The organism is Bradyrhizobium lablabi (assembly GCF_001440475.1).
GTDB classification, from domain to species: Bacteria; Pseudomonadota; Alphaproteobacteria; order Rhizobiales; family Xanthobacteraceae; genus Bradyrhizobium; species Bradyrhizobium lablabi.
Genome location: NZ_LLYB01000097.1, coordinates 14,234 through 27,330, shown reverse-complemented (window position 1 = coordinate 27,330; position 13,097 = coordinate 14,234). Strand labels below are relative to the sequence as shown.

Sequence of the window (13,097 nt, the reverse complement as noted above, 5' to 3'; positions counted from 1 at the left end):
TCTCTCTCTCTCTCTCTCTCTCTCTCTCTCTCTCTTGCGTGAGCCACGCGATCTTCGCGGCAATGACGCCGAATTCGCGTGTCTCAACCAATCATGTGCGATGCCAACAACGCTCAACGCAGGCGCGCAGATTCGTCTCACGCGATAGCGCGAAGAATAATTTTTTGAAGGTGAAGCAGCTCACACCAGTGTCTTCAGCGGTAGGCTCATCTTGCCAGCTTGGGGTAACCAAGATGCACGATCGAACCGCCATCCCCCAAGTAACGTTCGGCAAGCTGCCGGAGCCGAAAGGCCAGACCCGCGACTTGCGAATAGATGCCTGCCGAGGCATCGCGCTGTGGTTCATCTTTCTCGATCATGTCCCAAACAACATCGGTAGCTGGCTGACGCTGCGANCGATGCCGCGGAAGTATTCATGTTCGTCTCGGGCGTAACCTGCGCGCTGGCGTACGGTAAGGCGTTACGGTTCGAGGGCTGGACCGGGGTGATACGCCGGACCTTGCGGCGAAGCTGGGACATTTATGCCGCATTTCTGCTGCTCATACTCGCGATCGCCATCCTTGTTCACCTCGCAGGAGGCGGCCGTTTCGCCGACGAGAGCAATACGCGCGTTCTGTTGGACCGTCCGGGCGAGATGCTCGCGCGCGCGGCGATACTGCAGTACCGTCCGGTCAATACCGACGTATTGCCGGCCTTTGTACTTCTTCATCTCTTGTTCGCGCCGCTGTTGTGGTTGCTGCTGCGGGCGCCGAACGCCACGCTTGGCGCCTCGTTGGTGCTTTATGCGTTGGTGCACGCCTTCGGATGGACCGTCCCGGCGTGGCCGAACGGTAACTGGGCCTTCAATCCGCTGGCCTGGCAGTTTCTCGTCGTGCTTGGCGCGTGGTGGATGATCGAGGGCAGGAACGTCGGACCGTGGGTGATGTCGCGTACGGCGCTTGCACTTGCCGTGCTGTATTTGCTCCTCAGCCTGCTCATCGCATTGAGCTCGCGCATCAGGCCGCTGGAAGCACTGATCCCGCAGGCGCTATCGCAGTCGCTGTATCCGTTGGACAAATCGAATCTCGATCCATTGCGACTGCTGCATTTTATGGCCATCGCGGTTTTGGCGGCATGGCTCATGCCTCGGGATTGGCGGGGGCTAAAGACGCCATTGATGCGCGGCGCGATCCGCTGTGGCCAGAACTCGCTGCCAGTCTTTTGCGTCGGCGTTCTGCTGGCGTTCGCCAGCCACATGGCGCTGATCGAGATCTCGAACGGGCTTGCGATGCAAATTGCACTCAGTCTCGGTGGCATCGGAGCGATGATCGCGACCGCAATGCTGCTGGGCTTGATCGGCACCAAACCCAAGCAGCGATCATGATATTTCCTGGCAAGCGTAGCCGGCGTGAGCCAGCGGGTCACGCGAATGCGCGCCGGCGACGAACGCATTTGCGCTCGCGCAGTAATGACAGGCCCCGCGACATGCGGAAATGCGGTTGTTGGCGGAGCCGCGGATGTCGCCGCTATTTGCCCGCCGTCTTCTGCTTGCTGCCTTCCGCTTCCAGCCCGAGCGTGCGGCCCGGAAAACCGGCCGTGTCGAAATAGCGCTGCGAGCCGACGCGCTGGAAATTCAACACGGTGCGCAGGCCGTTCGCAGACGGTTTCGACGTGATGGTCTCGGCATGAGCCTTCGGCGTTGCGCCGTTGGGCATGGCTTCCGTCATGACGCGGCCGATCAGTCTGCCCTTGGCCTTTTGCGTGAGGCCCAAGAGCTTGGCCGCAGTGGCGCCGACGTCGGCATTGCTGACGGGGAGGGGATCGACGTAACCCGATTTGAAGTCGGGGCCGATCGCCGCCATGAAGTTCAAGGTATCGCCGCGGCTGAAGCTGCCGTGCATGCCCTGGCCCTGGCGCAGCACGGTGTCGGCGACCTGCACCGAACAGTTGGTCGGCTCGTCGCATCCCGACGACCACGAGCGGAAATTGACCACGATCGACGGGTGCGGCACCACCGCCTTGCCCTTGAGCCCAAGCCGCGACATCGGCAGCGTGCCCGGGAAATTTCCGAGCTCGTCATCGACAAAGAGGCCGCTGACGTAATCCTGCTCCAGCAACGCCTTGATGGTGCGGTCCGCGAGCTTGCGATCCTTGGCCGGGATATAGATCAGGTCCGACCCGCCATTGGTCGCGATCACGACATCCGGTTTGGCGGGATCGTTCCCGATCAAGCCATTGCCCGCTTTGGGATGAGCATTGTCCGCCACGCGCGCATTCTTGTCGTTGGGATCGAACAGCGGCAGGTTCAGCGCCTTGGCGAGATCAATGGCGACGAAGCCCATGGGCAAGAAATCCTTCGGCGTGTCTTCGTAGGAGATTTTTGCCGAGGGGCTGGTCTTGCTCTCCTTCGAGATCGTGGAGAAGCCGTGGTCTGAGGAGACGATGATGTTGGTCGAGGCGGCGAGGCCGAGTTCGTCCAGCGTCTTGCGGAGCTGGGCGAGGTTGTTGTCCGCGTTCTTGATGCCGGCCATCGAGGTCGGTCCATTGATGCCGGGCGTGATGGTGTTGAGGCTGTCGCCGGTGTTGTGCTGGCTGCCGTCGGGGTCGCGCGACCAGAACACCAGCACGAACGGCTTGTTGCGTGCCTTGAACATCGGCAGCACGACCTTCGATGCGACATCGGCCATGTAGGCCTGCTGCGCGACGTTGGCGCTCGTGGTGCCCGGCGTCTTGGCGTCGCCGGCCTTGCTGTTTTCGCCGCGCGGCGGCGTCTCCAGCGGCAGGCCCGCTTTTGTCAGCGCTTCCTTCATTTCATCCGACAGCGGTACGCCGTTCTTGCTGCCTGTGACGTCGTCGATGATGATGGAGTGCAGCCCGGTCGTGCCGACCTTGTCGGTGTGGTCGAAGATGAAGGTCGGGCCGTGCTTGCCAATGGCCGCGGTGCTGTAGCCCTTGTCGCGCGCCATCTTCAGAAGCGTTTCTTCGTTCAGATAGTCGCCGCCGAATTGCTCGTCGACCTCGAGCAGGACGGGATTGACTTCGAGGAACGGCGTGACGGTGTTGTTGGCGTGGGTAACGGGGCGGGCGGTATAGATCGTGTTGCTGAAGGTGCCGGTGTCGCCGAGGTAATGGCCGCTCGCCATCGCCGATCCGTTCGCCATGGTGAAGGTCGGAAACAGCGAATGCGAGTTCTTGAAGTTGACGCCCTTGTCGCGCAGCTCGGCCATCGCCGGCGCGGTCTGTGGCGTCACGATGCGACCGCGCAGGCCGTCCGGCACGAACAGGATCAGGTTACGCGGCGTGGCGTTCTGTGCCGAGGCGGCGCCTGCCGTCAGCGTTATCAGTCCGGCGGACAGCAACAGGATTGTGCGGCGCATCAGTTTCTCCCCAAGGTCCAGGCCGAAGTCACGGCGTTTGGCCGTCGTCCTCGTTTAGTTTTTCTCTGCAACAGGATTGTTACATTTGATGGAACCGGGCTCAAGGGTGGGGAACTGGGTGCAATCGCTGCGAACCGGCAAGCGGAAACATTGCGGCTTGAGGCCGTTTTCATGGGCAGGAGGCTGCCATGAGCAAATTTCACGAGAAAGCCGAGGCCCAGACAAAACAGATCATCGGGCAAATGCTCGGCGATGAGCTTTTGGTCCAGGAAGGCAAGGATCAGCAGCGCGAAGCGACCGAGCCTGAACCGCCGGCCAAGGGAAAGGACGAGGGAAAAGACCAGGGCATCGTCCGCGATGAGCGCGGGCAAGAACAGCCCCGCGACAAGGAGCGCGCCCAGCGCGTGAGCCGGGTCGACCGGGGCGGCGATCCGCCCGGGAAAAAGGTTCGAAGATCATCTTCGGACGTCTCGTCACGCTAGCACGGAAACGAAAAGGAGGCGGCCCGAGGGCCGCCTCCAGTCGGCATCCGCCGTTATTGTTTACTGACAGATGTGGCGGCGACCATCCCCACCCAGGAACACCGTTCCGGGCTGACAGACGAATCCGTTGTTGTAGCCGCCGTAGTATCGCTGCCCGTAATAGCCGTCATTATAGGCGTAGACGTCGTTACGGAACGGCGCGGTCGCAATCGCGCCGGCCGCGCCGATGGCGCCGCCCACCACGCCCGCGGCTATTTCACCGGGCCAGAAACCGCTGTGATGATGGTACATCCGCTGCTGCGTTTGCGGCGAACGGATCGAGTCAGATCTTCCGTGAGAATCCTGCGCCAGCGCAGGCGCCGCGATTGCGGTGGTCAGAACTGCGGCCGCTGTCAGGAACTTCAAGTTCATCAGTCTTCTCCGTTATGGTGACGTCGGGCCAACGACCGGTATCCGCCACCGTTCCTGTATCGTGATCGGTCCATTTCAAACGGATGTGAGGTTTCAGTTCCCTGACATGTTCCGCAGTCGGCGGTGCTTGGCGGAGTCGAGAGGGCTCCAGCGCTTCGACCGCTCCGGGAACGATGTCAGGCCATGCCGATTGATCGGGACCACTCGAGCGAGGTCACCCATGAAAAGCAAGCGTATCGCTGCGGACGATAAAGCGCAGGTTCACGTCGTCATTCTGGATACGGGCGAGGAGGCTTTTGCCGCGCTCACCCGGTTCGTCAGGGAAGCGGGAATTTCGGCGGCGTCACTGACGGCGATCGGCGCCTTCGAACAGGCGACGGTCGGATGGTTTGACGTCGCGTCGAAAAGCTACCGCAAGATCGAGGTCGGCGAGCAGTGCGAAGTCCTGAGTGCCCTTGGGGACGTGGCGGACGGCGATGACGGCCAGCCCAGCCTCCACGTACATGTCGTGCTTGGGCTTGCCGATGGCTCGACGCGCGGCGGTCATCTCCTGGCGGGCACGGTAAGGCCCACGCTCGAAGTTGTTCTGACCGAGGTGCCGGCGACCCTTCGACGCAGGAAGAGGACGGACCTCGGGATTGCGCTGATCGATCTTGCGGCCAGCGACTGACGCAGGGGCCGGCGCGCTTTAGGAACCATTTCACGCGATCCAAGCTTGTCAGCCCATCATCGATGGAGGAAGTCATGCCTGACAAGGATCTCAACGAATTGTTTCTCGATACGCTCAAGGACATCTACTACGCCGAAAAGCAGATCCTGAAGGCTCTGCCCAAGATGGCGAAGGCCGCCAATTCGGACAAGCTGCGGGCCGCATTCGAAAAGCACCACGACGAGACTGAGGGGCATGTCGAGCGTCTGGAAAAGATCTTCGAACTCCTCGGCAAGGCGGCGCGCGGCAAGAAGTGCGATGCCATCGAGGGCATTATCGACGAGGGCAAGGAGGTCATGGAGGAGTATGCCGACACACCAGCGCTGGACGCCGGCCTGCTGGCCGCGGCGCAAGCGGTCGAGCATTACGAGATTTCCCGCTACGGCACGCTGAAAGCCTGGGCGCAGAAGCTCAACAATCCACAGGCCGTAAAGCTGATCGACCAGACGCTCGCCGAAGAAAAGAAGACCGACGAGACCCTGACGAAGATCGCGGAAACAGCCGTCAATTACGAAGCCGCCGCCTGAGAATGATGCGGCGGCCGGCGGTGCTCCTGGCTATGCGACACGGAGCACCGCCGGCCATGGCCATGTCGCTATCGGCCGGATGCGCCATATCCTGTCCATCGCCTGAGCAGCCGCTCGATCGCTGCTCCGATGGCGAGACCGGCAACCACGTCGCTGGTCCAATGGGCGAGTAGTACAATCCGTGTCATCACCAGCCCCGCGCCAACGGACCAGATCATCCCGCGCTTGCCTGGAGGCAATACGGAAGCCGCCGATGCCAATGCGCCGACATGGACCGCATGGCCGGAAGGAAAAGCGTCGAGAGGCTTTCCGGAATAGGGTGCACCGTGCAGATGCGCGCGGGGCATGCGGCGGTCCGGGCGTTCCTGATCGAAGATGCTCTTCAGGACATGCGGCAGAATCGTCACCGCGGCCGTCGTCAGCAATACATGGCTGCTATCGCGCCGCGCCTGCGCGCTGCCGCCGAGGCAACAGAGCCACCAGCCTGCGGCGAGCGCGCACAGAACATGTTCGTCCGCTCCCCAACTGAGGATCTGGGCGGCCGTCTCGAGTTTGGGATTGGTGTGCCGGGAAATCGCTTCCGCGATCTCGATGTCGGTTTGGGTTGGTTGGACCCGAAAGAACGCCATCGTCTGCCTGCGTCGCCTCGTAAAAAAGCCCGCCACCCCCCGTCGATCGGCGCTCCGGCGGGGCTACAGTTCGACGTCGCGGGATGAAACGCCGATACGGAAAAACCCGCATCGTGTCGGATCGTTCCTGATCGTATCGCGCAGGGCGCGCCGCATGAAAATACCCGCCGTAGTAGTCAATTTGCGAGCTCTTACAAATATTTGCGCAGGAGGCGCCAACGTAAGCAAACGTTTAGTCGCCGCCCGTAAAATGCTGACATCAGCTCCTGCATTAACCCCTGGTTAAGCCATGCGCCTGCTGCCGATGAAAGAGCCGGATAGGTCCTGGCGATCGATCAAGGGCCAGTGGAAGAAAGACGCCGAAAGCGTCGGCGAGGACTTTTCGACCTTTTCGACGGGGATCTTTTCCGCCTACGACGCGCTGACGAAGGACGGCGACAACCCCAATCTCTATTGCCTTTCCGACGGCGAGCGGATTCATGCGGCCTGCCAGGTCAGCCGCCTGATGATGAGCAAGTTTCCGGGTCCCATCCTGCGCGCGCGCTTCATCGTGGTGTCGCCGATCTACGAACTGGGGATCGTGGGCGCCGGCCAATATGCCCAGATGATGGTGGCGCTGTTCTCCGGCATCGTGTGGCTGTCGCGTGATACGATGACGGCCAGCCACATCCGCTTCTTCCTGAAGAGCCCGGGGGATGCGCAATTCTTCGCGCCGCTGCAGGCCGCGACCGCGCAGTCGCCGTTCTCGGAGTTTTCGATCGAGGGGGCGCTGATCGAGTGCAGCCTCAAGGAAGCCGAGATGGCGGAAAGCGCCTGATTCCGCGGCCGGCTTAACCTTGCGATAACTGATTTTGCTAACGCCCTTTTGGGTTGTGTTCCCTACAACAAGCGGCTGTGGGGGCAGCGAAAATGCTGAGCAATTCATCGAAAGTCGTCATCGCGGGGAGCCGGCCGCTGTCAGGTCGCGCCATGCCGTGGCGGGCGAGGCTGGGCGCGATCCAGTGGCTGATCCTGAGCGCGACGGCGCTCGTGATCGCGATCATGCTCGGCACCGCCTATTTCGCCATGCAGTATCGCGAGCGGGCGCTGGAAGTCGCCGAGCGGGAGCTCAACAACAGCGCACTTCTGCTGTCGCGGCATTTTGACCAGCAATTAAGCGATCTCCAGCATGTGCACCAGGACGTGGTGGCGCAGTTGCGGGCCGAGGGGGTCAATACATCAGACGAGTTCGAAAGGAAGATGTCGACGCTGAGCGCGCACGAGATGTTGCGCACGAAGCTTGCGGTGCTGCCTCATGTCGGCGCGCTGAACCTCTGGAGCACCAGGGGCTCGCTGGTCAATTCTTCCGAGATGTGGCCGGTGCCCGAGGCTGATATCGTCGACCGGGGCTATTTCAAGCAGTTCATGTCGGGACAGCCGACACCCGACGTGATCGTCGAGCCGCTCGTGAGCAGGGTCACCAAGGTTTGGACCACGGTCTTTGCGCGCAAGATCATCGGCCGCAACGGCGAGATCATCGGTTTTGCCGTTCGCGGCGTTGAGCCCTCCCATTTCGAGGACTTCGTTGCGTCGCTGGCGCTGGATGCCGACACCGCGATTTCGATGATTCATCGGGACGGCACCGTCATCGCCCGCTATCCCAAGGACGACAGGCTCATCGGCCTTAACGTCGCCAACACGCCGTCGTTTCAGCGCGCGCTGGCGGTGGATGGCAATATATCCGGACGGTTCATCAGCGAGAGGCTGACCGAGGACAAGGTCGGCGCGGTCAAGTCGCTGATGCATTTTCCGATCCTGATCGTCGCGACCACCAGGACGGAGACGGTGCTCGCCGACTGGCGGGCGCAGACCCGGCTGCAATTCTTCGCCGCCGCGCTGGCGATCGTCGTCGTGATCGGCATGGTCTTCCTGATCGTGCGCCAACTTCGCCGCCAGCATGCCGCCGCGCAGCACAAGCTTTCGGAAAAGAGCCAGCATCTCGACACCGCCATCAACAACATGACGCAGGGCCTGCTGCTGTTCGATGCCTCCGGCCGTCTGGTGATCTGCAACCAGCGCTATATCGACATGTTCGGGCTGTCGCCGGAGATCGTCAAACCCGGCGCTCATCTGCGCGACTTGATCCAGCACCGCCAGGAACGCGGCTCCTTCATCGGCGACATCGACGCCTATTGTGCGCGGTTTCTAGATCCCAATAGCAGCCTGGTTCAGGACACCGTGACCTCGACGCCGGACGGGCGCACGATCCGGTTGATCTTCAAGCGCTCGCCGGACGGCGGTTGGGCGACGACCTTAGAAGACGTCACCGAAGGGCGGCGCGACCAGGCGCGGATCGAACATCTCGCTCACTACGACGCACTGACCAATCTGCCAAACCGCACGCTGTTCCAGCGCCATGCGGAGGGATTGCTGCTGGAAGCCGAGGGGCGCAAGTTCGCGATCCTCTATATCGATATCGACGAGTTCAAGCGCATCAACGATACGCTGGGACATCTGATCGGCGACGAATTCCTGAAGGGCGTGGCGGAGCGGCTGCGCCAGTCGGTCGGGGCCGAGGATTTCATCGCTCGTCTCGGCGGCGATGAATTCGCCATCCTGCAGGACGGCATCGAGAGCGCCGAGGACGTTCATGCGCTGGTCGCGCGGATCTATCAGGCGCTGCGCACGCCGTTCGATTGCCACGGCCATCGGCTTTCCAGCGACGCCAGCATCGGGATTGCGATTGCGCCGCGCGACGGCTCGGACCTGTTCGATCTCCTGAAGAACGCCGATCTCGCGATGTATGCGGCGAAGGCAGCGGGTCGGCGAACCTATCGCTTCTTCGATCCCGAAATGGAACAGCAGGCCAATCATCGCCGCGAGCTGGAGGCCGATTTGCGGGCGGCACTGGCGGAAGGCGGCTTCGAGCTGCACTACCAGCCGCAGGTCGACCTGCGCAGCGACCGCGTCACCGGCTGCGAGGCGCTGCTGCGCTGGCGACACCCGGTGCGCGGCATGGTCTCTCCCGCCGACTTCGTGCCGGTCGCCGAGGAAACCGGCCTGATCGAGGAGATCGGGCAGTGGGTGTTGCGCACCGCTTGCGCGGAAGCTGCGACCTGGCCGTCTCATGTCCGCGTCGCCGTCAACGTCTCGCCGATCCAGTTCCGCTCGGAAACGTTGTCGCTGAAGGTTGCCGCAGCCCTCTCCGAAAGCGGGCTTGACCCGCGCCGGCTGGAGCTGGAGATCACGGAAGCCGTTCTGATCGCGGACGACGACGCCGCGCTGGCGACGCTGAACCAGCTCCGCGCGCTCGGCATTCACATAGCGCTCGACGATTTCGGCACCGGCTATTCCTCGCTGCAATATCTGCAGCGCTTCCCGTTCGACAAGATCAAGATCGACCGTTCCTTCGTCAAGGAAGTGACGCGCGATTCCTCGTCGGCCTCGATCATCCGCGCGGTGGTGAGCATCGCCGCCGACCGCACCATGATCACGACGGCCGAGGGCGTCGAGACGCTGCAGCAGCGCGAGACCGTGCAGAATCTCGGCTGCACCCAGATGCAGGGTTACCTGTTCAGCGCAGCGCGTCCGGCACAGGAAATCCGTGCGCTGCTGGCGTCGGGCAGGGCGGGGGTCGAGGTCGCAGCGTAGGCTGGAGACCGGGCTGTTTCAGGCCTCTTGCGGCCGCGCCTCGGAAATTGCCTTCCTGAGAATCCGCGACAGCAATTCCACCGAATAGGGTTTCTGGATCAGTTCGAAGCCACGGTGGGCGTTTTCCGCCAGCACGTTACTGTAGCCGCTGGTCAGCACCACGGGCAGGCCGGGATAGCGCTCGCGCACGATGCCGGCGAGCTCGACGCCGTTCATGCCGGGCATGATGACGTCGGAAAACACCAGATCGGCGGAAAACTCGTCCTCGGCGAGGATCGCGAGCGCAGCATCCGCGCTGGCGACGCGGCGAACGGTGTAGCCGAGATCTTCCAAGAGCTCGGTGGAGAATTGTCCGACGTCGTCATTGTCCTCGACCACGAGCACGCGGTAGCCGCGGCCGCGGGTTGCGGGCTCGCTGCCGGTTGCGGCGGCGACGACGGCGTCGGCCGGCACCGCAGCCTGCGGCAGGTAGATCGTAAACGTCGCGCCGTGGCCGGGATTACTCGCAACCTCGATGTCGCCGTCGGATTGCTTGGCGAAGCCGAACGCCTGGCTGAGGCCGAGACCGGTGCCCTTGCCGACTTCCTTGGTGGTGAAGAACGGCTCGAAGATCGTCTCGAGCAATTCGGGTGCGATGCCGCAGCCGGTATCGGTCACGGTGATGGCGACGAAATCGCCGTTGCGGGCGGGCTGGGCGCGGAGCGGCGGAATCGCGTCCACCTTGCGTACGCGGATGACGAGCCGGCCCTCGCTGTCCATGGCGTCGCGGCTGTTGACGGCGAGATTCATCAGCGCCGTTTCGAATTGCGCGATATCGGCGATCGCAAAGCAGTTGAGATTGGCGATTTCGACGTCGATCTTGATGCGGGCGCCGACGAGGGGGCGGATCAACTGTGCCACGGACTCGATCTGGGTGCCGACATTGAAGACCTGCGGCTTCAAGGGCTGCCGGCGGGCGAACGCCAGCAACTGCCCGGTCAGCTTGGAGGCGCGCTCCACCGTCTCGCCAATCGCGTCGATGTAACGGCGGCGACGCTCCTCCGGCAGTTCGCGGCGGCGCAGGAAATCGGTTGCGGAGCGGATGATGGTCAGGAGGTTGTTGAAATCGTGCGCCACGCCGCCGGTCAATTGTCCGACGGCTTCCATCTTTTGCGACTGGCGCAGCGCTTCCTCGCCCTGGCGGCGCTCGGTGACGTCGATGGCTTCCGGCACCGCGCCGATCACGATGCCGTGGCGGTCGTGCAGCGGGCGCATCGCAAAATCGAAATAGCGGTCGCCGATCGGCAAATGCAGCAGCATTTCGATCTTGACCTCTTCACCGCGCATCACGGCGATGAAGGCGTGGTGCACGGCGTCACGCATGCCGGAAGTCTCGGCAAACCACGGCGTGTCCCAGAACGGCTGGCCGACCACGGCGCTGGCCGCGGTGCGGATTCCGGCAAGGGCCGTCCGGTTGGCATAGAGCACGTCGCCATGCTGGTTGAGCAGCGCCTGATACTGGTGGCTGGTCTCGAAGATCGCCCGCATCTGGGCTTCGCTGGATTCGAGCTGCGCGGTCCGCTCGGTGATCCGCAATTCCAGGGTTTCGTTCAGCCGGCGCAGATCGTGCTCCGCCTGCTTGGCCGACGTGATGTCGTGGGCGACCCCGATGAAGCCGATATGGTTGCCGGTCGGGTCCCAGCGCGGCTGGGATTCGGAGCGCAGCCACCGCCATTCGCCGTCGGCGCGCTGATAGCGGGCTTCCAGCACGAACGGTTTCAGCGAGGCTTCGCCGGCGACCGATTCCTGCAGGGTGCGCGCCATGTCGTCCGGGTGCAACCGCTTGCGCCAGTCGAACACGATGGCTTCCTCGAACGGCAGGCCGAGAAAATCGAGATAGGCCTGGTTGGCGAAGGAGCGCGTGCGGTCGAGCTTGGTGACCCAGATCGGCACCGGCGCGCTGTTGGCGATCAGGCGGAAGCGCTCCTCGCTTTCGCGCAAGGTGGCCTGCGCCAGCATCTGCGCGGTGACGTCGCAATCGGCGCCAACGAGGCGAACCGCGCGGCCGTCGTCTTCGCGCTCGATCTTGGCAACGACACGAATCCAGCGGGTCGCGCCGTCATTCGGCCGCACGATCCGGTATTCGGCGGAATAATCCTCGCTCCCGCTCTTCAGTATGCCGAACAGGTGCTGGACCGTGCGCTCACGATCCTCGGGATGGATCCGGCTGACCCATTCCTCATAGGTCTCGTTGGCAGCCTCGGGCGGCAGGCCGTGAACGAGGAGATACTCGGGAGAGCGGCGGTTCTTGACGCCGTCACGGAAATCGATTTCGAGACCGCCGACGCCGGCGATGCGCTGGATCCGCGCGAGTTCCGCTTCGCGCTCCTGCAGCGCGCGATGGGCTCTGTCGCGCTCGTTGGCGATTTCCTGCAGATGTTGCCGCAAGCTTTCGGCGGCGGCAGCTTCGGGCAGGACGTTCGTAGTGTCGGAAGGGGTCATGCGGGCCGGCAACCTCTACCGGCACACTTTCACACAGGAAGCGACAAACTTTCCAGCTTCATTTGCTCTTCGATGGTGACCGGCAGTTGTAGGCCCTACGGAACCCGGCCGCCTGCGCATCATCCTCGGAACAGAACCAGCGATCCGACTTCAATCCCGGATAGGAGCGGCACCCCTGCAGATGATAAATGCCGAGGTTCCCGGTGACGCGCGCACGCACCGCATACTTGCCCTTGATGTTGCAGCCCGCCGGCATCACGAGATCATCGGGGAACAAGGTCTCGCGGATTTCGCGGTCGCGGTCGGCGCGGCATGCAGTGCCGAGCAGGGCGGCGTCCTTCTTCCCGGCACGGAACTCGCTCGGCGCGACGAAGCAGCCTTTCCACAGCCCCTGGCGGTCGTCCTTGGCGCGGGCTTCGTCCGGCTTGAAGCGCCCGCTGGCCGAGGCTTCGACGTTCAAGGCAAAGCCGTTGCGAACCAGCACCTGGCTGAGACTTGTGGTGTCGCCCTCAATCTTGCACACGCCGATGCGCCGTTTCTTGTAGGCGGGGTCGGGACCGAGGTCGTCGCAGCGGATCTGCTTGCCGTCGATCAGCTTGGTCAGTTGATCGCGCGCCTCGATCCCGCAGGTCCAGCTATCAGCGTGCTCGTCGATGCAGAGCTGGTCGACGGTCGGGACATCGATGCCGTCGAGGCGGAAGGTCACGTTGCCGAGCTGAAGTGTGCTGCCATCCCGGACGATGGCGGTGGCGGCCGAACTCTGGCTGGCCGGAAGGACGATCGACAGCAACACTGCAAGCAGAAAAATTCGTGACCGCATCTGTTTCATTTCAAATCAATTCCGCACCTGCCGGTGTCTTCTAGCACATGTC

The 13,097-nt window shown here is 62.9% G+C and carries 10 protein-coding genes and 2 pseudogenes; 7 read left to right on the top strand and 5 right to left on the bottom strand.

Going from position 1 to position 13,097, the window contains the following annotated elements; all coding sequences use genetic code 11:
- Positions 1 to 233: 233 nt before the first annotated feature.
- Positions 234 to 395 (top strand): annotated as a pseudogene (gene opgC / locus CQ14_RS46870) (OpgC domain-containing protein); the annotation flags it as partial.
- Position 396: 1 nt separating this feature from the next.
- Positions 397 to 1,363, top strand: a pseudogene (locus CQ14_RS28460) (OpgC domain-containing protein); the annotation flags it as partial.
- A 142-nt stretch (positions 1,364 to 1,505) separates the two neighbouring features.
- Here the strand turns inward: CQ14_RS28460 and CQ14_RS28455 are convergent.
- On the bottom strand, positions 1,506 to 3,356 hold the full coding sequence (locus tag CQ14_RS28455) for an alkaline phosphatase family protein (RefSeq protein ID WP_057861139.1): 1,851 nt from the start codon (positions 3,354 to 3,356) through the stop codon (positions 1,506 to 1,508).
- A 188-nt stretch (positions 3,357 to 3,544) separates the two neighbouring features.
- On the opposite strand from CQ14_RS28455, the gene CQ14_RS28450 reads away from it, so the two are divergent.
- Positions 3,545 to 3,838: a hypothetical protein gene (locus CQ14_RS28450; protein WP_057861138.1), complete on the top strand. Its 294-nt coding sequence runs from the start codon at positions 3,545 to 3,547 to the stop codon at positions 3,836 to 3,838.
- Between the two features lie 60 nt (positions 3,839 to 3,898).
- On the opposite strand, the gene CQ14_RS28445 is transcribed toward CQ14_RS28450, so the two are convergent.
- Complete coding sequence (locus tag CQ14_RS28445; RefSeq protein ID WP_057861137.1) at positions 3,899 to 4,249, bottom strand: hypothetical protein; 351 nt, start codon at positions 4,247 to 4,249, stop codon at positions 3,899 to 3,901.
- 220 nt (positions 4,250 to 4,469) lie between these two features.
- Here CQ14_RS28445 and CQ14_RS28440 point away from each other — a divergent pair, with 220 nt between their 5' ends.
- Both CQ14_RS28440 and CQ14_RS28435 read left to right on the top strand, forming a co-directional pair.
- Positions 4,470 to 4,919 (top strand): PPC domain-containing DNA-binding protein, encoded by a 450-nt coding sequence (locus tag CQ14_RS28440; RefSeq protein WP_057861136.1) that lies wholly within the window; start codon positions 4,470 to 4,472, stop codon positions 4,917 to 4,919.
- Positions 4,920 to 4,993: 74 nt separating this feature from the next.
- Complete coding sequence (locus CQ14_RS28435; RefSeq protein ID WP_057861155.1) at positions 4,994 to 5,485, top strand: YciE/YciF ferroxidase family protein; 492 nt, start codon at positions 4,994 to 4,996, stop codon at positions 5,483 to 5,485.
- A 68-nt stretch (positions 5,486 to 5,553) separates the two neighbouring features.
- On the opposite strand, the gene CQ14_RS28430 is transcribed toward CQ14_RS28435, so the two are convergent.
- Positions 5,554 to 6,114 carry a phosphatase PAP2 family protein gene (locus CQ14_RS28430; protein WP_057861135.1) on the bottom strand — a complete coding sequence of 187 codons (561 nt, stop codon included), beginning with the start codon at positions 6,112 to 6,114 and terminating at the stop codon, positions 5,554 to 5,556.
- A 289-nt stretch (positions 6,115 to 6,403) separates the two neighbouring features.
- Here CQ14_RS28430 and CQ14_RS28425 point away from each other — a divergent pair, with 289 nt between their 5' ends.
- Positions 6,404 to 6,931 carry a hypothetical protein gene (locus CQ14_RS28425; RefSeq protein ID WP_057861134.1) on the top strand — a complete coding sequence of 176 codons (528 nt, stop codon included), beginning with the start codon at positions 6,404 to 6,406 and terminating at the stop codon, positions 6,929 to 6,931.
- 152 nt (positions 6,932 to 7,083) lie between these two features.
- Complete coding sequence (locus CQ14_RS28420) at positions 7,084 to 9,744, top strand: bifunctional diguanylate cyclase/phosphodiesterase (protein WP_057861154.1); 2,661 nt, start codon at positions 7,084 to 7,086, stop codon at positions 9,742 to 9,744.
- An 18-nt stretch (positions 9,745 to 9,762) separates the two neighbouring features.
- Here the strand turns inward: CQ14_RS28420 and CQ14_RS28415 are convergent, their stop codons facing one another.
- Together CQ14_RS28415 and CQ14_RS28410 are read right to left on the bottom strand one after the other, a co-directional pair.
- A complete protein-coding gene (locus CQ14_RS28415; protein ID WP_057861133.1) occupies positions 9,763 to 12,225 on the bottom strand; it encodes a hybrid sensor histidine kinase/response regulator in 2,463 nt (820 codons plus the stop codon).
- A 58-nt stretch (positions 12,226 to 12,283) separates the two neighbouring features.
- Positions 12,284 to 13,045, bottom strand: coding sequence for a thermonuclease family protein (locus tag CQ14_RS28410; RefSeq protein ID WP_057861153.1), 762 nt, complete (start codon positions 13,043 to 13,045; stop codon positions 12,284 to 12,286).
- Positions 13,046 to 13,097: the final 52 nt, after the last annotated feature.